The organism is Vibrio rumoiensis 1S-45 (assembly GCF_000286955.2).
Lineage (GTDB): Bacteria > Pseudomonadota > Gammaproteobacteria > Enterobacterales > Vibrionaceae > Vibrio > Vibrio rumoiensis_A.
The window spans coordinates 1-21,668 of the sequence record NZ_AJYK02000083.1; the positions used below are offsets into that span (position 1 = coordinate 1).

General features: G+C 41.3%; 20 protein-coding genes and 1 pseudogene. 6 read left to right on the forward strand and 15 right to left on the reverse strand.

Annotated features, from left to right (window positions below; all coding sequences use genetic code 11):
• The 3 genes from A1QC_RS11745 to A1QC_RS11760 all read right to left on the reverse strand — a co-directional run.
• On the reverse strand, positions 1–213 hold a 213-nt coding region (locus A1QC_RS11745), incomplete at its 3' end, for a hypothetical protein (RefSeq protein WP_039836828.1).
• 225 nt (positions 214–438) lie between these two features.
• A complete protein-coding gene (locus tag A1QC_RS15470; RefSeq protein ID WP_017026517.1) occupies positions 439–1,167 on the reverse strand; it encodes a hypothetical protein in 729 nt (242 codons plus the stop codon).
• A gap of 373 nt (positions 1,168–1,540) precedes the next feature.
• A complete protein-coding gene (locus A1QC_RS11760) occupies positions 1,541–2,524 on the reverse strand; it encodes a rhodanese-related sulfurtransferase (protein WP_017026518.1) in 984 nt (327 codons plus the stop codon).
• Positions 2,525–2,805: 281 nt separating this feature from the next.
• On the opposite strand from A1QC_RS11760, the gene A1QC_RS11765 reads away from it, so the two are divergent.
• Together A1QC_RS11765 and A1QC_RS11770 are read left to right on the forward strand one after the other, a co-directional pair.
• On the forward strand, positions 2,806–3,228 hold the full coding sequence (locus tag A1QC_RS11765; protein WP_017026519.1) for a hypothetical protein: 423 nt from the start codon (positions 2,806–2,808) through the stop codon (positions 3,226–3,228).
• A gap of 335 nt (positions 3,229–3,563) precedes the next feature.
• Positions 3,564–3,752 (forward strand): arginase family protein, encoded by a 189-nt coding sequence (locus tag A1QC_RS11770; RefSeq protein ID WP_084021885.1) that lies wholly within the window; start codon positions 3,564–3,566, stop codon positions 3,750–3,752.
• A 114-nt stretch (positions 3,753–3,866) separates the two neighbouring features.
• Here the strand turns inward: A1QC_RS11770 and astE are convergent, their stop codons facing one another.
• The 10 genes from astE to A1QC_RS11820 all read right to left on the reverse strand — a co-directional run bounded on the left by astE (position 3,867) and on the right by A1QC_RS11820 (position 15,230).
• Positions 3,867–4,952, reverse strand: a complete 1,086-nt coding sequence (gene astE, locus A1QC_RS11775; RefSeq protein ID WP_017026521.1) for a succinylglutamate desuccinylase — start codon at positions 4,950–4,952, stop codon at positions 3,867–3,869.
• A gap of 24 nt (positions 4,953–4,976) precedes the next feature.
• Positions 4,977–6,317: an N-succinylarginine dihydrolase gene (gene astB / locus A1QC_RS11780; protein ID WP_017026522.1), complete on the reverse strand. Its 1,341-nt coding sequence runs from the start codon at positions 6,315–6,317 to the stop codon at positions 4,977–4,979.
• A 26-nt stretch (positions 6,318–6,343) separates the two neighbouring features.
• Complete coding sequence (astD, locus tag A1QC_RS11785; RefSeq protein ID WP_017026523.1) at positions 6,344–7,831, reverse strand: succinylglutamate-semialdehyde dehydrogenase; 1,488 nt, start codon at positions 7,829–7,831, stop codon at positions 6,344–6,346.
• The gene (astA, locus tag A1QC_RS11790) at positions 7,831–8,874 is read right to left on the reverse strand and encodes an arginine N-succinyltransferase (RefSeq protein ID WP_017026524.1); all 1,044 of its coding nucleotides are present in this window, start codon (positions 8,872–8,874) and stop codon (positions 7,831–7,833) included. Before astA ends, astD begins: the two co-directional genes overlap by 1 nt.
• A 94-nt stretch (positions 8,875–8,968) precedes the next feature.
• Positions 8,969–10,015: an arginine N-succinyltransferase gene (locus A1QC_RS11795; RefSeq protein ID WP_017026525.1), complete on the reverse strand. Its 1,047-nt coding sequence runs from the start codon at positions 10,013–10,015 to the stop codon at positions 8,969–8,971.
• A gap of 7 nt (positions 10,016–10,022) precedes the next feature.
• Entirely contained in the window at positions 10,023–11,237 is a 1,215-nt protein-coding gene (locus tag A1QC_RS11800) for a bifunctional succinylornithine transaminase/acetylornithine transaminase (RefSeq protein ID WP_017026526.1), read from the reverse strand.
• A 171-nt stretch (positions 11,238–11,408) separates the two neighbouring features.
• On the reverse strand, positions 11,409–12,386 hold the full coding sequence (locus A1QC_RS11805) for a GlxA family transcriptional regulator (protein WP_017026527.1): 978 nt from the start codon (positions 12,384–12,386) through the stop codon (positions 11,409–11,411).
• A gap of 345 nt (positions 12,387–12,731) precedes the next feature.
• The gene (locus tag A1QC_RS11810; RefSeq protein ID WP_017026528.1) at positions 12,732–13,664 is read right to left on the reverse strand and encodes a biotin-dependent carboxyltransferase family protein; all 933 of its coding nucleotides are present in this window, start codon (positions 13,662–13,664) and stop codon (positions 12,732–12,734) included.
• Positions 13,661–14,452 (reverse strand): 5-oxoprolinase subunit PxpB, encoded by a 792-nt coding sequence (pxpB, locus tag A1QC_RS11815; protein WP_017026529.1) that lies wholly within the window; start codon positions 14,450–14,452, stop codon positions 13,661–13,663. Before pxpB ends, A1QC_RS11810 begins: the two co-directional genes overlap by 4 nt.
• Before the next feature lie 49 nt (positions 14,453–14,501).
• Positions 14,502–15,230 carry a 5-oxoprolinase subunit PxpA gene (locus A1QC_RS11820; RefSeq protein WP_017026530.1) on the reverse strand — a complete coding sequence of 243 codons (729 nt, stop codon included), beginning with the start codon at positions 15,228–15,230 and terminating at the stop codon, positions 14,502–14,504.
• Positions 15,231–15,498: 268 nt separating this feature from the next.
• On the opposite strand from A1QC_RS11820, the gene A1QC_RS11825 reads away from it, so the two are divergent.
• From A1QC_RS11825 to A1QC_RS11835, 4 genes and pseudogenes are all read left to right on the forward strand, one after another.
• Entirely contained in the window at positions 15,499–16,494 is a 996-nt protein-coding gene (locus A1QC_RS11825) for a TRAP transporter substrate-binding protein (protein WP_017026531.1), read from the forward strand.
• Positions 16,495–16,602: 108 nt separating this feature from the next.
• Positions 16,603–16,992: pseudogene (locus tag A1QC_RS15850) on the forward strand (TRAP transporter small permease subunit); the annotation flags it as partial.
• 147 nt (positions 16,993–17,139) lie between these two features.
• A complete protein-coding gene (locus A1QC_RS11830; protein ID WP_026026008.1) occupies positions 17,140–18,444 on the forward strand; it encodes a TRAP transporter large permease in 1,305 nt (434 codons plus the stop codon).
• A gap of 3 nt (positions 18,445–18,447) precedes the next feature.
• Complete coding sequence (locus A1QC_RS11835; RefSeq protein ID WP_017026533.1) at positions 18,448–18,972, forward strand: winged helix DNA-binding protein; 525 nt, start codon at positions 18,448–18,450, stop codon at positions 18,970–18,972.
• 245 nt (positions 18,973–19,217) lie between these two features.
• Here A1QC_RS11835 and A1QC_RS11840 read toward each other — a convergent pair whose 3' ends face one another.
• The gene (locus tag A1QC_RS11840; RefSeq protein WP_017026534.1) at positions 19,218–20,030 is read right to left on the reverse strand and encodes a DUF4434 domain-containing protein; all 813 of its coding nucleotides are present in this window, start codon (positions 20,028–20,030) and stop codon (positions 19,218–19,220) included.
• Positions 20,031–20,056: 26 nt separating this feature from the next.
• Positions 20,057–21,668 (reverse strand): NfrA family protein (locus A1QC_RS11845; protein ID WP_017026535.1); only part of this gene is annotated, 1,612 nt, incomplete at its 5' end.

A 21,668-nucleotide genomic window follows, 5' to 3' on the forward strand; every position in this document is an offset into this window, starting at 1 on the left:
GGTATGATTGATATCACCGCCAAAGGTGGTATCGATTAAGTTGCCGTAGTTAAAGCTCAGAAAATCTTCGGTAGCATTGCCCATGGTATCAGCAAAGTATTCTAGATTTTGTTTAGCGGTCTCATTGCCCGCGGTTGTGCCAGCTTTATCATCCAAGTAATGCTGCATTTCATGCCCAACAGTGTTGGCTTCGTCTTGAAGGGTGTCATGCATATCGCCATTGGCGTATAAGCTGTTCTCACAAATTAATGTATACTAAAAAAATAATCTTTCATTAATTCGTTTAGCTCCTCTGTTTTATTGATATTTGTATCAATCCACAGATAAATATTTTTATTTGACATGACGTTAGAGATTCCTCTAAATTCCTCAATTCTCTCTGGGTGCTTAGTTGAAATATATCTTTCTATTTCGTTCAAAATCTTCATCGAGTAAAGACTATTCATTTTTCAACTCCACAACTTTATTTGGATTTACTTCTATAGGGCTATTGGTTATTGCTTGAGTGCCTCCACCAGCTCCCCACTCAGGAAATGTTGCCGTAATTGGTTCTGGAATATTATCCGTATTCCACCTCCCATTAGGGATATGAATATCATCTAAAATTTGTTTCGTACTAAATTCCACCGCATGGCTTGGTTCATGAGGAAGTTGTAGGAAATCTTTTGCTTGTTTAGCTGACATTTCTGTAATGTTATCAAATGTGATATAAGTAGGGTCTCTAGAAGAGATCGTACCTGTTTGGATTTCTTTCAAATTTGATTCCCCACCAGTCACTCGATAGCCAATACTAGGTATTACATCACCGTTAGGTTTTACATAAAAATCAGGTAATCGTTCATCTACATTAGCTAGTTCTTTGTTAATTAAATGAGGTGACTTTGAGCTAGCACCAATTCCTACACCGATCCCTGCTAGATTAACACCAAATTCAGCTCCCTCTTGAAAACGTGTCGACCAACCATTTTCTACATATTGTGATTCTAGTTCTAAATTCTTCTCATGGCTTTCAACCGTTACCCCTTCAACCCCAGCAACAACATGTTTGGCTATACCAGTATTTAATTCTTTTAAGGTATCGCCTATCACGGTATCAGCAACCGTTGATTTTCCTACATCTAAAATGGTTTTCGTCGGGCCTAAAGTTAATACTGAGATGGCAACCAAAGCCGCTTCCGCTTGCTCGGTTGGCAGGGTATCTAAGTAATCCTTGGTCTGCGCAAAGCCATCAAGTACTTTTTCACCGCCATTGAGATTTCTACCTCCTGTAATAAGTAACTCTATTTGAGTTGATCTATTTTGATTGCTTTATTACCAGAAAACTCGATGGTGTAGATATCAAAGCACCGCACAATATCCATAATTTATATGTGGAGTTTACCACCCATTCATGACAGGTATATGTAGGAATAATCCCAAATGATCACTTGGATCTTAAAAAGACAAGCCAAAATAGCCTGAGATGCAAAACCAAAAAAGCCCGAACCTAAGTCCGAGCTTTCCTTTTTCAACCACAATTTAGTAGTACATTAAAATGTAATTATCGTTTTGTCTGTCTCTGCACAGCTTTCTTTTGTAATTTCTCTTGGCGTTTTTGTTCCATCAGTTTTACTGCATCACCACCCACATGGGTTTCGCCGCGTTCTTTAGCTAATTGAACTTGCTTTTCACGCTCTCGGAATCGTTCAATTTGTTCTTCATTATGTGTTCCGAAACATTTAGGGCAGCTTACACCAGCTTCAAACTGTTCGCTTTGTTTGTCTTCATCGGTAATCGGCAAGCGGCAAGCGTTACACAATTCGTATTCACTTTTTTGTAAACTGTGATTCACGGCGACTCGGCCATCAAACACATAGCAGTCACCTTCCCATAAGCTTTCTTCTTGTGGCACTTCCTCTAAGTATTTCAAAATGCCACCTTCAAGGTGATACACCTCATCAAAGCCTTGCTCTTTTAAGTAAGCGGTCGATTTCTCGCAACGGATCCCACCGGTACAGAACATGGCAACTTTTTTATGCTTTTCAGGATCAAGGTTCTCTTTCACATAATTTGGGAATTCACGGAAAGTGTCGGTTTGTGGGTTCACTGCGCGTTGGAATGTGCCTAATTCAATTTCATAATCGTTGCGGGTATCGACAACAAACACTTCAGGATCGGATATTAAACTGTTCCATTCTGTTGGCTTAACATAAGTACCCACCACATGTTTAGGGTCGATACCTTCCACTCCCATAGTGACGATTTCTTTTTTCAGTTTCACTTTAGATCGGTTAAACGGCATGTCTTGATGAAAGGATTCTTTATGGCTGATGTTGGATAAGCGAGAGTCGTTGTTAAACCACGCTAATAAAGCATCGATACCTTGACGAGTTGATGCCACTGTACCATTGATGCCTTCATGCGCTAATAATAAGGTACCTCGAATACGATGCTGCTCCATTAGATCAAGCAATGGTTGTTGTAGCAACTGATGATCTTCAAGCTCAACAAACTTATATAAAGCACATACAACAAACTGACTCATGATATTCCCTACAGCAAGATTTTAAACAATGATGGCGTATTGTACCTGAGTAACACAAGCACAAACACTTACAGTTATTATGCCTTTTGTATGTTTATCGTGCAATTGAAGACAAATAGCGAAGCTCAAGTAAACTCACTGTCATGGCTTGTTATAAAGTGGTTAAATTCATCAACTTATCATCGTAATTTTTTATTTATCAGCTACAGTTAATTGGTACACCATATTTATAAAAAATTTTAAGGTTCTTTTTCCTTATTCATAAACAATCAGGAGTGAATATGACTAACAAAAATTGGTTGAAACCATTCGCAGTGGCATCATTTTTCGCGCTAGCTCTGGCAGCTTGTGACAATAACTCATCAGACAAAGCTGAGAGTAAAGTTGATAGTGCAGTTGAAAAAACACAGCAAATGGCGGATGACGCAGGTCAAAAAGTCAATGATATGGCAGCCGATGTAAAAGAGTCCGCTGCTGATGCATCTGATCAAGTTGGCGATAAAATGAATGAGATGAGCGATAGCATGTCTGATCATGCTGACGATGCGGCTGATAAAATGAATGACATGGGTGATTCTATGTCTGATAAAGCCGATGATGCTGCAGACAAAATGAATGACGCTGCAACTGATGCTGGCAATGCAATTGAAGACAAATGCGAAGATGTCAAAGAAGGCTTAAACGCTGACGATACTGATTGTTAATACCGACATATTAATAACCACTGTTTCATCCCAAAGAAACCAAGGTGACTATTCACCTTGGTTTTTTTAAATCTCTCTACCACAACGTAATAGCCCTCAAGAATAAAACCTGTTATTACAAAGCAAATATACTAAAGTAACTCCTTGCTTTCATAGATGTATTGAAAATACACCGAACGAAAGGTTTGTATATAGTAACTTTTCAATTTAAATATCACTTATAAAATATAAAAGCGTTAACATTCATACCTTTATTCAGACAACATCAACACATTCAAATTGATGCGCACCTTGATTCCGTTGATAAAAGTCATGGTAGGTTCTTTTACTATGAAATGATGGAAGTATTACAAGGGATCACGCACAAAGGCAATGTCGTGGGTATCGACTTATGCGAAGTGGCTCCTGATTATGATTCTACAAAAACCACAAGCATATTAGCAGCTCAAGTGCTTTTAAGCTTAGTTGGCTATGTTTTTCATGTTCGCTCTTTAGATAATAAGACCGGTGAAATACCAGCCTAAAAATCACTTAACACGCGTTAACTCTAGCGAAACCCCAATCGTTTTCTTATGCGATTGGGGTAATGCACGTAGCCAACAAAACGGCCTCTTAAGTCAGAAAGATATACTTAAAAGTTAAAACAAAGTCTCTTTATTCACTTGAACCAGCATTAACCCCGCCCTTAAACCCGGCCTCACCTTGGCGTTGGGGAACAATACCCATTCTTGTGGCTGCTCCACTTGGTAAGTCACTTTACCATCTTGCGCGAGCACTTCACCGTATTGAAAAGACGTAAAGTTCTTCACCTCATCATTGAAGTTAAGTTGGAAATCTTCGGTTAATTTGGTCAGTTGCTGAGTCACTTGGTAGACTTTAACGCATGAGGTGTTCGACTCATCATGATTGAGTGGCATACCTTGGCTGATCATATTCCTGACGCCTAGGTTAATCCCTTCAAACTGGTTTAAATCATTCTCACCAAACGGCTTAGCTTTGCCTAATTCAAGAGTGCAACTGTCGGCTAAACAATAATGGCTTGAGAAATAAGAAAACGTTCCGCTCGGGGCTTGATTAACAACCACGGCGTCGATTCCAGCAGAACCTAACCAATCAAACATAGTCCGACTGTATACGCCTTGTGCTTGGCCTGTTGTGCTTTCTTTATAAGGCAATAATGCAAAACGCTGGTGATGCGATCCTCGAATAGCGGTGTGCATATCAAAATGAAAACGACGCCCATTTTCCGCTTGGTCAAAAAAGGAGGACACGATCCCTTCTAATTGTTTTGCTCTTTGAGTTTCTGCGCAATCGGTAAATTTTGCATGTTGTCCACTGAACTGTTGATTGCTAAACAAGCGATTAAGATCAAGTTCGAGATAACGCTCTCCTTTGATCATGGCATCGATGTTACCAATCATCACCAGTAAGCGAACTTTCAGAGTTAAATCACCACTCATCAAGTCACTCACAATGCGATTTAATATTTCAATAGGCGCGGTTTCATTTCCATGCACACCAACCGACAGTAGAACACTGTCTAATGGTTGATCTTGTACATCACGATTTGCAACAGACTGTGTTTCAAGATGCATCGCTTCAAGAAGAATGGGCTCAAGAAGCAACACGCCCTCTTCTAACCATTGCCACATCAATTGATTAGTTTCGCCAGATTGTTGTTCTGGCTGACGACGACTCAAAGTGGTGCTTAGGAAATCAAACATACACGCCTACTTTTTTATTTCTTATTACTTTTGGAAAGGATAAATACAGCCTAAACCCATTATCTGCGTTAATTCATCAAGCGCTTGGCGATTTTCAACCAGTAATTGAGGGTCGGCTAAATCACTTTCAACCAAGCGATCTCGATAGAAACGATCCACCCAACTATTAAGCGTAGTGAATAAGTGATCGTTCATTAACACGCCCGGAGCGACTGCTTGCAACTCTTCTTCGGTAAGTACCACTCTTTGACGTAAACACGCAGGTCCACCGCCGTTACGCATACTTTCACGTAGATCAAACACTTTCACTTCATTGATTGGGCCACCGCTTGCAATCAGCTCGCTTAAATACGACCAAACTTGAGGGTTCTGGCGTGATTCTTCTGGCACAATCAGCAACATTTTACCGTCTGGTTTCGTCAATAATTGGCTGTTGAAAAGATACGTTCTTACCGCATCGTCAACCGATACACGGTTAGTTGGCACTTCAATCGACATAAAATCGGCATTCTGCTTCGCTAATTTTTCACTTATTTCACTCAATGCAGCACTTTGGTTTAAAAACGCTTGTTCATGATGGAACAATACGTTGCCATTGCTGACGGCGATAACATCATTATGAAATACGCCTTGATCGATAACATCAGGGTTTTGTTGCACAAAAACAGTTTTATCCGCAGAAAGCTGGTGTAAACGAGCAACCGCCTCGCTGGCTTCTCGCGTTTGACGCGCAGGATAACGCACAGGTTCGACCGTTCCACCAAAGGCTTGGCGACCATAAACAAACACTTGTACACCGGCACTCCCATAATCTGCACATAAGCGGTTATGATTGGCTGCGCCTTCATCGCCCATGACCGATTGTTGCGGCAAGGCATCGTGGTGTACAAAGTAACGGTCATTACTGAAAATAGAACGCAATGTCGCGCTGGTGGTATCTGCTTCAATGGCACGGTGAAACTTATTATTTAAGTTCGCAACCGTAAAATGCGCTCGACCATCGACACTGTCTGATGACGGTGACATGGTCGCGGCGTTCGCTGTCCACATCGAAGAGGCCGAACTCACTGCCGACAGCAAATGAGGCGCTTGCTTTGAAACCGCGGCAAGCACTTGTGCATCTGTGCCATCAAAGCCCAATTGTCTTAACACTTCTACATGCGGGCGCTCTTGTGGAGGCAATACTGCTTGCTTAAAGCCCATATCACTCAAGGCTTTCATCTTAGCTAAACCTTGCTTTGCCGCCAGTTGAGGATTGGCCGTCACGCTTTTGTTGCTGGTTGATGCCACATTGCCGTACGACAAGCCTGCATAATGGTGCGTTAATCCCACTAGACCATCAAAATTAACTTCATAGGCTTTCATCATAAGCTCCTAATAATTTGATCTGATTATTCTGCGTCTTTAGTTGCAAAGGTTAAACCTGGAGACAGGCTTGCTGGTAAAGCGATCTCTTCACTTTCTAATGAAGCCATCGGCCATGCACAATAATCTGCTGCGTAATAAGCACTTGCTCTGTGATTGCCTGAAGCGCCAACCCCACCAAATGGAGCTGCACTGGATGCACCTGTTAACTGCTTGTTCCAGTTAACAATACCAGCTCTCGCTTCAATCAATAAACGGTCATAATGTTCGCGATGTGGTGAGATAAGCCCAAGCGCCAAGCCAAAGCGAGTATTATTGGCAATTGTTAATGCTTGATCAAAATCTTGATAACGAATAATGCTCAATAATGGGCCAAAATATTCTTCATCTGGGCTATCTTTCACATGGGTAATATCAATAATACCCGGTGACATTAACGCGCGATCTGGGTGGATCTGAGTCATGGTTAATAATGATTGTCCCCCTTGCTTCACCAAGGCATCTTGCGCTGCTAAAAGTTGTTTGGCAGCGGTTTGAGAAATCACACTCCCCATGAATGGTGCAGGATCGGCGTTCCATTCACCCACTTGAATATCTTTGGTCACCGCAACTAAACGTTGAATAAATTCATCGCCTTGTTGCCCTTCTTTCACTAACAAGCGACGCGCACAAGTACAGCGTTGACCAGCAGAAATGAAGGCCGATTGAATGGTAAGATGAACCGCTGCGTCCATGTCGGCAATGTCTTCTATAATAAGCGCATTATTTCCGCCCATTTCTAACGCTAAAATCTTCTCTGGCTGACCAGCCAATTGACGATGCAAGTGGTAACCTGTGTTTGCACTGCCAGTAAATAACAATCCGTCAGTACCAGCATGAGAGGCTAAAGCTTCACCTGTCGTGCGACCACCTTGAACTAGGTTAATAACCCCTTCAGGTAAACCCGCTTCTTGCCATAATTTCAAGGTTTCTTCTGCCGTCCAAGGCGTTAGCTCACTCGGTTTAAACACAATGGTGTTACCCGCCAGTAAAGCAGGAACAATATGTCCATTCGGTAAATGCCCCGGGAAGTTATATGGTCCGAAAACCGCTAACACGCCATGTGGTCGATGGCGTAGTACCGCTTGACCATCCGGCATGTCGGTTGATTTTGTACCAGTACGCTCATGAAATGACTTAATGGAAATGGCCACTTTGCCCACCATTGCGCCCACTTCGGTTAAAGCTTCCCAATGGGGTTTACCCGTTTCTTGAGAAATGACTTCTGCCAATTTAGATTTGTTTTTATCGAGCAGTTGAGAGAAACGTTCCAGCAAAGTAATTCGCTCTTCTAACGAAGTTCTTGCCCATGTTGGAAATACGTTACGCGCGGCACTAATCGCATTATCGACATCTTGTTGTGTCGCTTCATTTCCTTGCCATAGTGTTTGATTATTGGCTGGGTTTGTTTTAGTGAATACTTCACCTTGTGCTTGGCACCACTGGCCATTAATCAATAAATTTGGATGAGACATTATGCTTTCTCCTCTGGAAATAAAGTCACGGCGCGAATGGTGTCACCGCTGTTCACGCCTAATGCTTTGGCGATATCACTTGGTATGCAAATGGAATGGTTATCAAACGATGCTTTAGCAAGCACCGCACGGAAATCGGTATAACGTTCATTGGCGAGTACATAAACTGGTGCGTTGTCATTCGCGCTATTTTCAAGCGCATCGTCGATCATCACCGGCCACGTTTGGCTTTCTCTGACTGCGCGAATGTCACACACATGTGCTTCTAGGGTTGGGCCTGCATCAAAAATATCGACACAACCTTCATATTTCATGCCTTCACTATTTAAGATAGCTGCTGCCGGTTCGGTATGAGGATGTACCTTGCCAATCACATCGCGTGCTTCTTGGGAAAGAAAATCAACATACAAAGGATGCTTAGGCATTAACTCGGCAATAAACGATTTTTTGCCCATGCCAGATAAATGATCAGCCTCGGCAAAATCCATACTAAAAAAGTGTCGACCTAGGCTCTCCCAAAATGGTGAGCGCCCTTGTTCATCTGAAAAACCGCGCATTTCCGCAATCAACCTTTCAGAGAAACAATCTTGGAAGGCCGCCATAAATAAGAATCTGGCTTTCGACAACAAATAACCATTTTGACTATGGCGATAATCTGGGTCTAAGAATAAGGTACACAATTCACTGTAACCTGTATGGTCGTTGGTAAGGAATAAGGTCGGCATGCGGCTATACACGCTGAGTTCTTTTGAGGCATGAACCAAAGTGCCGACTCGGTAGTTATACCAAGGTTCATCCAAACCAATCGCTACTTCCACACCACTGACGCCCACCACTTTGTTTAGCTTGGTATCTTCTAAAACAAACAAATAACCTTCTTCTGCCGGTGATGCTTCTTTATTCCAAGTTTTAAGCATACGTTCAATACGCTCTTGCACTCGACTTTCATTGGTTGGCAAAGAGGTAAAACCCACTCCGGTTTTACTGGCTAACTCTACAATGGCGGCTCGGTCATCTTCACGAACCGGTCGAATTATCATCATGTTAATGTCCTTTTACTGCATGAATTTGATGAATCTACTCTTTCAACTTGAAGTGTCTAGTGTCTGCTTGGGGTATCGTGGGTTTCAATAACAATCATTTAGAAATAGCGCTCGGTAATGAGAAACACCAAATGGTTGATAAGGTTTGGTCATCCACGCCATTTAACCCAAGCTGCTCTAATGTAGAAGCTTCAACCCACACTTCATCTTCAGTTAATTTACCGTTAGCAATCACCGCACAAAATCCTCGTTCCGTTTGTGCACCAATTAATAAACGTTCAAAATCATCCTTCGTGGTGCACAGTTTTATGCCCACTTCTTTATGTTGTCGCCAAATCGGCAATACATTGGGTGACGCGGTCACAATTGGGCCTGCATCAAAAATCTCAACGTACTTGTCTGCTTCAAAACCTTGCTCGGTGAGAAGGCTAAATTGCAGTTCTGCATCCGGGTGTACTTGCCCCATGACTTCTTGCGCTCGACCATCAATAAGTGGCACATATAACGGGTAATGCGGCATTAATTCGGCAACAAACGTTTTGTCTCGCGTGCCGTTGTAATACTCTACTTGGCTATAATCGATACCGAAAAATTTACGTCCAACATGTTCCCAAAATGGCGCATGGCCTTTGGAATCAGCCACACCAGGCATCACTGCCATCCATTCATTCGTAAAACGCTGCGGTTGAACCGACATAAACAACAAGCGACCAAGAGTGATTAACGTTGGGTAATCAGTCGTTTTCAGTGAAGGCACAATAAAGAAAGAACTTAACTGCGAATGGTCACTTAAATCGTGCGTTAAAGTGAGGGCATGAATGCGATTATGAATTTTCAGCTCACGAGAGGAATGGATTAAAATATCGTTGCGAAAGGCATAAAAAGGTTCACGAAAGCCTGCCAATGCATTAATGGCTCCCGTACCTAAAATTTGCCCTGTCATGCTTTCTTCTAACACAAAGAAATACAATTCTTGTCCGGGACTCCATACTTCCTGCTCAAACGAAGCAATTGAACGCTCAATTTTGTTCAACAGATGTTCACGCTGATTGGGCAAGGTACAAACCAAGTCACCACTCTCGTGTGCAATGCGTTCAATCTGTCCAATATCACTGAGTTTGGCAGGTCGTAATAGAATCACGATGTTGTTACCTCTTTAAAAATCGTTTAAGCGCCGAATGCAAGCGTTGCATTCCTTGCTCTATCTCATCCGTTGAAATGTTCAATGCGGGCGCAACACGAACCACATTCGGACCTGCGATTAAGGCCATCAAGCCTTCTTCTGCCGCTAAATTACTGATCGTTTTTGCTTGCCCTGCATATTCTGATTTTAGCTCACAACCAATCAATAAGCCGCTACCGCGAATATCACTAAACACATCAAGATCTTGGTTAATTTTAGTGAGCGCACTAACAAATTGGTCGTGTCTTGTTGCTACGCCTTGTAAAAATGCGTCATCGTTAATAATACTTAATGCTTTTCCTGCCACGGCTGATGCAAGCGGATTCCCGCCATACGTGGTGCCATGACTACCGATGGGTAGAGCGGTCGCATATTTATCGGTTGTTAAAATGCCGCCAATCGGGAAACCACCACCAAGCGCTTTAGCCGTCGATAGCACGTCTGGCGTCACGCCATAACTCATATAGGCATAGAGGTGGCCAGTACGACCAATCCCTGTTTGTACCTCATCAAAAATGAGTAAGGCATTATGTTCATCACACAAATCACGTAAGCCTTGTAAGAAAGCAGGATCTGCAGGGATAACGCCGCCTTCACCTTGCACAGGCTCAACAATAATGGCGCACGTTTTATGAGAAATAGTCGCTTTTACAGCGTCGAGATCATTAAACGGTACGTGATGAATACCACCCGGTAATGGCGAGAAATCTTGAGAATATTTAGGCTGACCACCCGCACTAACGGTAAAGAGTGTACGACCATGGAAAGCGTTGTTAAAAGCGATGATCTCGTTCTTACCTTCGCCAAAATGATCTAACGCGTACTTTCGAGCTAATTTTAACGAGGCTTCGTTTGCTTCAGCCCCAGAGTTACAAAAAAACACTTTATCAGCAAAGGTGCTTTCAACCAGTTGCTTGGCCAATGCAAGCACTGGTTCATTGGTATAACCATTACCGGTGTGCCAAAGTTTTGAAGCTTGCTCAACAAGCGCTTGTTGCAGGTCGCGGTTCGCATGGCCAAGGGCATTAACAGCAATACCACCAGCAAAGTCGATGTAGTGCTTACCATCTTGATCATAAATGCTGGAACCCTCTCCACTCACAGGAATAAAGCTTGCCGGTGAATACATTGGGATCATATAACGGTCGAAATCTTCTCGAACTGTGGTGTGCTTGCTCATAATATCCTCGCTATCCATGATGAATTCACATCAGAATAAATGAGTTTGTTCCAGAAGAAATATAGATTTCTGACAAGGATTTATATATTCCACCGCCTACTGCCGCTTTTCATCACACTTTTGCTTTTATTCACGCTCGCCGACGACTCCCCAGTAAGCCTCTTGCCGTAACTATTCTTTGACATTAAATAACGCGGTTCGTTCTTCCCTAGGAGTCAGTCCATAAAACGTTTTATAGGCACTGGAAAAATGCGGCCCGCTTGAAAAGCCACAACATAAACCAATTTGAATGATTGATTTGTTGGTGTTGAGCAACAGCTGACGCGCTTTCTTCAAGCGTAACTGAAAGTAATATTTTGCAGGCATACAATTTAGGTAACGTTTAAACAAGCGCTCCAATTGACGGCGCGATATATTGACAGAATCAGCAATTTCATCCATCGATAACGGCTCTTCAATATTACTTTCCATCCGCTCAATCGACATGGTTAAGCGTGGCTGCAAATCACCACCAAGATGATTGCTTGGGATATTTTGCCTTTCATTAGCAGGGCGTATCCTGTCCATACACAACTGTTCAGATAAAGCATGCACCAATTCGCGGCTTTCTTGCGTTTCTAACCAATTGATCATGCAATCTAGCATCGCAACACGCCCAGAGCAGGTCGTGATCCGGTTGAGGCTTTCATATAAATTGACGGAAATATCTAATTGAGAAAATGCATCATTAAACTCATCCATCATCGACCAATGAAGCGCGCTCGTACCTTTGGCTAACAAACCACTTTCGGCCAACCAAAATACACCAGCATAGCCTGCAAATATCTCAATATTTTTTTGTTGATAGAGATCTTGAAGGCGCTTTTTAACCGATTGAGGCAATGGCGCACTGGGTTTATATTGATTCAAAATAATCAACACATCGCAATCAAACTCGTCATTAAACGTATAATCAACCGATAAGGTTAAATAGGAAGAAATCGACAATTGGCCTTGTTTTTGAGAGGCGTAACGCAGCTGATATTTTTCATAACCTAATTGTTTATTGGTTAATTCAAAAGGCTCTACCACGGAAGACAAATCCAACGGTGAACATTGTTCCGGAATAAAAACCACGATTTCAACGGTTGCTTGCGATTTATCAGCCATCCGTTTGCTTATCAATCAAATACATTTCTTTATGCCTTGGGTAAAAATCTAAAATTGGTCACTTGGGAACGCTTCATATTTAAGCTACATTTTCACTGATACGTGAGGTTTTTACTGGTGTTGCCATCACTTTTTACAACCCTTATCAGCATTCTGCAAACTAAAATGCTAGCAAACTACTTAAACATCAGTTCATATCACCGAGCACTCTTTCTTATTATAGATAATTAAGCTGCATTTAGGCGACACCATTTCAATCTAAAAACTCGCCGCCTTACTTATCTGACCGATTCGATCCGGCATTGTTAATTAAAATATCATGGCCAAACGCTCTCATAGAGCGAATTAAATCCCAAAGAAACGTAAAAATTCACAATACTTTGTGGTCTCTTCTTCAATATCCGCTGGATAGAAATGCAATGTAGTACCCGGTCTTGCTTGTGCTAAACGCATTAAGCCTATTTTGGATACACAACCTATTTTTGGATAACCGCCTAATGTTTGGCGATCGGACGCGAGAATAATCGGCTGCCCATTAGAAGGAAACTGGATAGAACCCGGCGCAATTCCTTCTGATATAATGCCATCGCTAGCAGGATAAATTGCATTGCCTTGTAAACGAATACCCATCCGGTCAAGCTTGTCACTCACGGTGTAAGCGTTCGAATAAAATTCCCTTTTCTGCGTTTGAGTAAAGGCATCGTGCTGATACGTTTCAAACACACCAATCTGTACATCTTGTGGGTAATTGGGAATGAATCTAGGCGGAACGAACTGTGGCTCTAGCGTGCTTTCCGGTGAGTTATTGATAGGGATACTATCGCCTTTTTGTAATGCTCTCCCTTGAGAATCAGCCAATCCACCAAGTTGATTACGAACCACGGTGGCGCAGCTTCCATACACGCTCGGCGCATCAACGCCACCTTGTACCGCAAGGTAAGATCTCAACCCTTTACGAGCATAGCCAAGCTTTAATACTTGTCCTTTTTTCATTTCAAAGGAACGCCAATTACCTAGATTCATACCATCAATACTGGCTGGCATATCCGCACCAGTGAGTGACAACATGACATCACATTGTGCTTTAAAGGAGACTTGCCCTAACGTAATTTCTATCGCAGCTGCATTGGTTGGATTCCCCAACAAGCGATTCGCCCAACAAAATGCATGTAAATCGGCTGGACCACCACCACTTAATCCTAAATGCCCAACACCTTGCCGACCAAGATCTTGAATTAAAGAAAGCACTCCCGGCGAAAGCACTTGTAACGCATTCATAATTTGACCTCATGCTTTACTTGTTCGCTAGGTGTCATTGCCTCTCTCTGTTCATTCTTGTTTGCGGATTCTATTCCGCCTAATTCAATAAACCTTTCTCGGTCAATTGGCACAAATCGCACTTTATCTCCTACTTTAAAAGGTGTCATAGGGTTAGCTGCGGGGTTGAATAAATCAATGGGGCAATTACCAATAATCTGCCAACCTCCGGGTGAGTCTGCTGGGTACACTGCCGTTTGTTGATCAGCAATTCCGACGCTGCCTTTTACCACATTAAGGCGAGGTTCCGCGTGTCGAGCCGTAACAATCCGCTCATCAACCGCACCTAAAAAAGCAAATCCCGGAGCAAAACCTATCGCACACACGGTATATTCCATTTCGCTGTGTATTTGAATCACATCGGCAATATCAATTTCATGCGTTTTCGCCAAGGCTTCTAAATCGGGAGCGACATCAGGGTGATAGTAAACGGGCAATTGAATTAATTGTTGTTTCAAAGTGGGTTGTAATTTTTCAAATTCTACAAGTAACGACCTAAGGAATACTTCAAGCTTAGCAACTTGAGTGTGGAGCGGATGAAACTCAATCATAATGCTGGTATAGGAAGGAATAATCTCAATCAGCTCTGGAAAGGTATGTTTAATCTTTTCACATAACAAGGCTAACTTCGGGGCATGAGTGATATCAATATTATCGTCAACATACACCATTAAATGCGTTTCAGAAAGGCGAACCACTCGTTGGGTATTGTTTTGATTATTCGCTTGTATCACTTTCTTTTTATTCACTTTAAATACCTCGTTCGTTACCGATTCGCTTTTATTGATTTCGAATGAATTAACTTAACGATTTCCTTAAACGACCTATAATTTCAATTGATTTATCGTTATCACCATGCACACAAACGGTATCGGCTTTTAGTGCGATCTCTTGCCCATCAAGAGTGGTCACTGTGCCTTTTTCTACTAATTGAATCACTTGATCGATGATTTTTTGCTCATCATGATAAACCGATCCTTCAACTTGCCGTGAGACAAGATACCCTTGCGAATCATAAGCACGGTCAGCAAAGGCTTCAAATAACAATGATACGCCGTTTTGTTGAGCGATCTCTTGGTAAGTAACGTTATCGACTTGCGCTAGAATCATCAATGGAATATTAAGGTTAGACTGTGAAATAGCTTCAATTATAGCTCGGTAGACCGCTTCATTAGCCATCATATCGTTATACAACGCGCCATGCGGTTTTACATAAGCCATCTCTCCCCCATAAAGCCGACAAATACCCTCCATCGCGCCAATTTGATACATAACTAAATGCTTTAACTCATTGTGTGTATGAGAAATAGAGCGACGACCAAATCCTTTTTTATCGTCATAACCAGGGTGAGCACCTATGAGCACGTCATGCTTCAAAGCCGACTGTACCGTCTTAGCCATTACATCAGGGTCGGAAGCGTGAAAGCCACAAGCAATATTCGCCATATCGATGTAAGGCATAACGGCTTCGTCTCGTCCTAGCGCCCAAATTCCATAGCTTTCACCAAGGTCACAATTGAGTTTCATGGCTTCACTCCTTATTCAGCATGTCGTTAATGAATGAAAATCAACCACTAAAAATAAAGTGGATGTAATTTGTATCCTATTCGTTTTTAAAATGTTGTCAATTTGTTTAAATCTAGTTATGGTGTGAATACTAATCAACGATTAAATAAAAATTGAACGCTGATGGCATCATTTGAAATTCAGAATTACCTCTCTTCGTCAGCTCAATAATCGCAACACTTACAAGATGTTTAATTTTGTTCATGGAAAGACAATAGAGGAAAAAGCAATGATAAAATCAATATTAACCAATGGCTTATTTCAGAAATCACTCATTTCAGTAGCCATGTTAACAAGCATCTCTACCTTTGCCGCGACCCGTTGGGACATGGCTACACCTTATGTTGATGCAACCCACCACACTCAGAACGTGATTCAATTTGCCAAAGATGTAAAAGAAGCCACCGATGGTGAGCTAGAAATTGTTGTGCACTCAGGCGCGTCACTTATTAAGCACACTGAGATAGCCCGAGCCGTTCGCACCCAACAAGTTCCTATTGGTGAGGTATTTATTGGGATTCTGGGTAACAGTGACCCTATTTATAAGCTCGACAATATTCCTTTTTTAGCCACCAATTTTGATCAAGCAAAAGCCTTATATGCCGCGTCAAAATCAACGTTAGAAAGTAAGTTAGATAAAGATGGCATGATGCTTCTTTACTCTGTTCCTTGGCCACCTCAAGGCATTTATAGCAAAAACCCAATCAATAACATTGACGATCTAAAAGGCGGAAAAATGCGAGCTTATAGCCCTACGCTATCTCGATTATCCATCTTATTAGGTGCAACACCGACGACAGTTCAAACGGTAGAGATCCCACAAGCTTTTTCTACTGGCATCATTGATATGATGATCACTTCTCCAACCACAGGTGTAAGCAGCCAATCTTGGGATTACTTAAAAAATTACACCGACGTTCAAGCTTGGATCCCTAAAAACATGGTGATTGTGAATAAACGCGCTTTTAAACGTTTACCTAAAGAAGTTCAAAGTGCACTAATCAGCATGTCTGAAAAAGCAGAAGCTCGCGGTTGGGAAATGGCTATCCAGGAAAACTCTGAAAAAACTCAAATGCTCGCAGATAAAGGCATTAATGTCGCGAAACCAAGCGCGCAGTTAATGACTTCATTAAAAGCGGTCGGCGATGTAATGACAAAAGAATGGGCTGAAGAAGCGAACGCTGAAGACAAAGCGGTACTTGCTGCTTATCAAAAACAGCAATAAAGGCATATTGCAATCACCTTATGCCCGAGTGGTTTCATAATGCAAAACGCATTAAACATCGCTCATCACGTTCAATGCATGAAAAGTAGGGATTCGATTATGCGTGCCATGTTAGACAGGATTTATTTAAGTGCAGGAGTGATCTCTGGGCTAAGCATTGTGCTTATTTGCCTTGTGATCCTTGCAAGAGTGCTCGGACGATGGCTCGGTATTGTCATCCCATCCAGTGATGATTTTGCCGGTTATTTATTGGCTTCGTCTAGCTTTCTTGCGCTCGCTTATGCCTTTCGCAGTGGTACGCATATTCGAGTAAGTTTGTTGACTTCCCGCTTGTCAAAAAGCACCTTGTTATGGGTTGATCGTGGCGTGTTAACCTTGGCTGCATTTTTAGTCAGTTATCTTGCTTATCAACTGGTGTATATGGTTTGGGAATCTTGGGTATTCGAAGAAGTTACTTCTGGTTATATCCCAATGCCTTTATGGGCAGTCCAACTGCCAATGTCTGTTGGTGCTTTTATCTTTGCTATCTCGGTGATCGATAGCACGATTTGCAGTTGGTTGTTTAAAACACCAATACAAAATCAGAAGAAGAAGCGCTCGCTGAATCCAGCGCCATTGAAATGCCATCAACGCAAGGGAAAGACCATGAATGAGTTGTCGATTGGTGTCATATTATTAATTGTTTTATTTACCCTTCTGGCAAGTGGAACATGGGTTGCGTTATCGCTTATTTCAGTTGCCGCCGTAGGTATGTTATTAATCGGTAATGATTCCTTTGGCTTGATCTATGCTACAACCACATGGGGAACGGTGTCAGATTGGTCTCTTGCCGCACTCCCTCTTTTCATTTGGATGGGTGAGATTTTATTTCGCACCCGCTTATCCAAAGATCTCTTTGAAGGTTTAACGCCTTGGTTAAGCCGTGTACCTGGTGCTTTATTACACGTCAATATTCTAAGCTGTGGCATGTTTGCTGCCGTCTCTGGTTCATCGGCAGCCACTGCTGCAACCATTGGTAAAATGACGCTGCCTGAACTCAAACGTAAAGGATATGACGATCAAATGGCAATCGGAACTTTAGCCGGTTCTGGCACTTTAGGCCTGCTGATCCCGCCTTCTATTATTTTAATTGTGTACGGTGTCTCTGCCGAAGTATCCATAAGTCGCTTGTTTATCGCAGGGGCACTACCTGGCATGATGCTCATTTTGATGTTTATTGGGTATACCATTTTTTGGTCTATCAAAAATAAAACTCGTATGCCAGTGGATGATACCTACTATTCAACAGCAACCAAATTCCAAGCCCTGCTTAAACTGATCCCTGTCGCCTGTTTAGTGGTGTTTGTTTTAGGCTCGATTTACGCCGGTATCACAACGCCAACAGAAGCCGCATCATTCGGTGTACTTGGGTCATTAATTTTAGCCATTACTAGCCGAAGCTTAACGTGGGACACTTTCAAAAGCAGCTTACTTGGCGCAGTGAAAACTTCTTGTATGATTTTGTTTATTCTCGCAGGAGCAGCATTTTTAACCGTTGCTATGGGATTTATAGGGCTACCAAGAATGCTCGCAGAACAAATCGCCATCATGCAGCTATCGCCTTATATGTTGTTATTTTTTCTAACGATTTTATTTGTAATTCTAGGCTGCTTTTTAGATGGTATATCGGTAGTGGTACTGACAACCTCTGTCGTATTACCGATGGTGATGCAAGCAGGTATTGACCCTTTGTGGTTTGGGATCTACATCGTATTAGTGGTCGAGATGTCTCAAATTACCCCACCCGTAGGCTTTAATTTGTTTGTTATTCAAAGCTTAACCGGTAAAAATATACTTTATGTTGCCAAAGCAGCCTTACCCTTCTTCTTTCTATTAATGGCAGCAGTGGTGGTAATCACCCTATTTCCTGAAATCGTCACTTGGCTACCAACGACCATGACTCAAGGATAAAGTATGACTGAAAAACAAGGCCAAAGCGGACATATGCCTATTGTGTCCTCTTCACATTTAGCCAGCAATGAGGCAATGACATTAAGCGAATTTGAGTATGCTTTAACCATGATGAACAATGCCTTTCAGCGTTGGATGCAATCGTGCAGTACAACATCTGGCATGTCTGAATTAAGCCCACTGGATATTCTAGTGGTGCATAATATTTATCATCGCAACCGACCAAAGCGTATTGCCGATGTCGCCTTTACTCTCAACATTGATGATCTTCATACGGTATCTTACTCAGTAAGGAAGCTCGCAAAACTTGAATTAGTCACCAGTGTAAGGCAAGGAAAAGACACTTTTTATAACATAACCCCTAACGGTGAGGCGTTTTGCAATCATTACCGAGATGTAAGGGAGCAGTGCCTAGTCGAAGCACTCAAAACGATGAACATTAACGATCAACTGGGTGATGTCGCCACTTTGATGCGCACCTTGTCAGGCTTTTATGATCAAGCATCACGAGCGGTGCGTTCTTTATAACAGGTAAAAACCACTCACCTAAAATAATGAGTGGCTTTTATAGTCCATTATTGATTGATAACCGAACCTAATATGGTGTATGCCGCTTTAACCCTTTCCGTATTTGGGTAGCTTTTATTTGCCAATATAACAATGCCAGCTTTTTTAGGGGGGATGTTTACAATCAAACCACTACACCGACGATTCAAAGACCTGTAGTAATTGTTCATTGGAATAATACTCTGTTGAAATCAACAAAATATCCATTAGTTAACTAGTTCTAATGGATTGTTGCTTATGGGTAAATACCTCAAAGAAAAAAGTACAGAAGTATTACAAATTTTCATTTTTCTTAGCTGACGATATTCATCCAGAGTTAATTTACTTGCTGCAAAAACATTACTTTCTTGCTTCTGCTTAAAGATTTCAACAATTTTACCAACATTACATCCTAAAAAATCCAAGTACTCTAAACGTAGATTATCATCTAAACTTCCTGTTCCTGCACCATCTTGTACAAAAACATATAACCCAATATTAATTAATTGTTGAATCCATTCCGCCATTTCAGTAGGACTAATCGTACCTGACATATACAGGCTAATCATAATTGGATGCTGATAATATTGTAATTGAGAAGAAAGAATATTATTTAGTTGATCACGTTGAGCCTGCGTTGAAAAATCATAATCACTTAACTCTAACGGAAAATACAACCCCTCAATACTTGAAGCATTCTTTGTTAACCATGGCTGCCAATATTGATATTCATCTTTCATAATAACAAAGTACTGCATTAGGTAACTTTCTTGTTGACGGATATCACTATGAATGGCTTTGAAATAATCCGGATCGGAATACAAACCGAACCATAAAACAAGACCATTATTCATCATAATTTCAAATCGCTTACTCAACCAACCTGTATTACCGCCAAATTTTTCATTACCATATCGACTCCATTGACTAACCACATTTCTAATATTTTCATCATTAAGTTGAGACGAAAACTGTGTCCATTGCTTATTGGATATTGATAAATCCTGATTCAATGGTTGATAAAAAGCACCACTATTCACAGGATTTATTTTATGTTGGCATCCAATTAGAAGTAAGATGAAAAGCGTAATAATATAGAATCGTTTGAATCTGAATCTGTATTGCTGTCGATAAGATGTTGCCATTCTAAACCTACCTCGGTGCTAACTTTATAACCATCATAATGTGTTTGAGACCACTCCCATGACCAACTGACACCGAGACCAGCAAGCAAATCAGTTTGATCGTAACTTTCTAATTGACTGCTGCTCCATTGAGTAAAAACATAAGGTGTAAGTCGCTGTAAGTTGTTCTCAACAGTCTTAAAAGTTTCCCCCACCTCATATCGTCCATAAAGTGAATACTTATCATCCGAATTTAAATAGAGTAAGCCATCTAAATATAAATTTTGATAAAACCAATATTTCTGGCTAGTTTTCCAACTTTTACTCCAGTCATCATTCGAGAATACATCTGAACTAAGTCGCAAATAAGGTCGAGTATAGTCAATACCGCCCGTCACTGATTGTTTCACACCAAGCTTTATGTTCGTGTTATGAAAATCAAAAAGTTTCACGTAATAGGCAAAATCGACTTCTATACCTATATTGTCAGCAGACTCGTTATCAGTTAAACCAGCTTGTAAACTGGATATACTGATACCACTACGAGGTATCCAACTATCTTCAAATGTGTATACCCCTTCTTCATATAAAAAGAAATTACCTTTTGTAGATGTGAAGCCTGGAACTGTCTGAACACGGCTTTTTCCTAACCACCCTGCAACCGTAAACTTCCATCCTAAATCAATATTTTTATGTGATTGTTGTAAGTAACCTAATTGCGTTTGCTGTGATTCTGTCAATGGGGCCGACGAATAAATTTGATCAATAGCCCCCTCATAAAGCGACTTTGCCTGACGCAATTGACCATTACTTTCAGTAACACTGGCATACTTAGAAAGAAAAATCACATCATATTGATATTTAGGATATTGGTAAGCATGGGCCAACAATATTTCAGCTAGATCTGTATATCTGAGCCCCATTACATATGCTAATTCACTACTTATATCGCCTGTTTTATCTCTTTTTAGAACTTCATAAACTAAGTCTCTCAGTTCATCAGTTTGTCCTAACCTATCATAATAACGCCCTAACTTAGTTACTATATCGGTAGAACGAGAAACCAAAAAACCTTCTTTTAAGCGTTGATACATTAATTCATGATCACCTGAATCATCCGCAATTTTAGCACCAAGTAACCACCATTGATCATTTTCTTTCTCAAAGTTAGCCGCTATCCATAGTTCATCTGCTTTCTCTGTATGACCAGTTTCAACCAATGTTTTAATATAGAGGTATCTAGTATATTCATCGAGTTTCTGAAAATTGACTCCAACCCAATATGGGAAACTAGCAGAATAATCCAAACCTATTGCATACCATTTTGCGACCCTAACTCTTTCATTTTCACTAGATAATGGTGTCAATGTTTCCGCATATAAATCTGCAGCACTTAGAGTATTACTAACTGAAAGACAATAAGCTTCAACTTGTTTTTTAAAATCAATACGAGGTGAAGTATCTTGATTGAGTACATAACATTGATTCTGTCTTAACCAAGTAGAAGGTAATATTTGACTCTCAGAGTCTAAATGAGTGTTTAAATGCACAACT

Bases quoted from the DNA above. Each gene is read 5' to 3' on its own strand.
- A1QC_RS11820 (WP_017026530.1), bottom strand. From the start codon at position 15,230: ATGAAACTCAATTGTGACCTTGGTGAAAGCTATGGAATTTGGGCGCTA.
- A1QC_RS11800 (WP_017026526.1), bottom strand. From the start codon at position 11,237: ATGAGCAAGCACACCACAGTTCGAGAAGATTTCGACCGTTATATGATC.
- A1QC_RS11805 (WP_017026527.1), bottom strand. From the start codon at position 12,386: ATGGCTGATAAATCGCAAGCAACCGTTGAAATCGTGGTTTTTATTCCG.
- A1QC_RS11835 (WP_017026533.1), top strand. From the start codon at position 18,448: ATGACTGAAAAACAAGGCCAAAGCGGACATATGCCTATTGTGTCCTCT.
- A1QC_RS11825 (WP_017026531.1), top strand. From the start codon at position 15,499: ATGATAAAATCAATATTAACCAATGGCTTATTTCAGAAATCACTCATT.
- astB (WP_017026522.1), bottom strand. From the start codon at position 6,317: ATGAAAGCCTATGAAGTTAATTTTGATGGTCTAGTGGGATTAACGCAC.
- astA (WP_017026524.1), bottom strand. From the start codon at position 8,874: ATGATGATAATTCGACCGGTTCGTGAAGATGACCGAGCCGCCATTGTA.
- astD (WP_017026523.1), bottom strand. From the start codon at position 7,831: ATGTCTCATCCAAATTTATTGATTAATGGCCAGTGGTGCCAAGCACAA.
- astE (WP_017026521.1), bottom strand. From the start codon at position 4,952: ATGTTTGATTTCCTAAGCACCACTTTGAGTCGTCGTCAGCCAGAACAA.
- A1QC_RS11810 (WP_017026528.1), bottom strand. From the start codon at position 13,664: ATGAATGCGTTACAAGTGCTTTCGCCGGGAGTGCTTTCTTTAATTCAA.
- A1QC_RS11770 (WP_084021885.1), top strand. From the start codon at position 3,564: ATGATGGAAGTATTACAAGGGATCACGCACAAAGGCAATGTCGTGGGT.
- A1QC_RS11830 (WP_026026008.1), top strand. From the start codon at position 17,140: ATGAATGAGTTGTCGATTGGTGTCATATTATTAATTGTTTTATTTACC.
- A1QC_RS11760 (WP_017026518.1), bottom strand. From the start codon at position 2,524: ATGAGTCAGTTTGTTGTATGTGCTTTATATAAGTTTGTTGAGCTTGAA.
- A1QC_RS11765 (WP_017026519.1), top strand. From the start codon at position 2,806: ATGACTAACAAAAATTGGTTGAAACCATTCGCAGTGGCATCATTTTTC.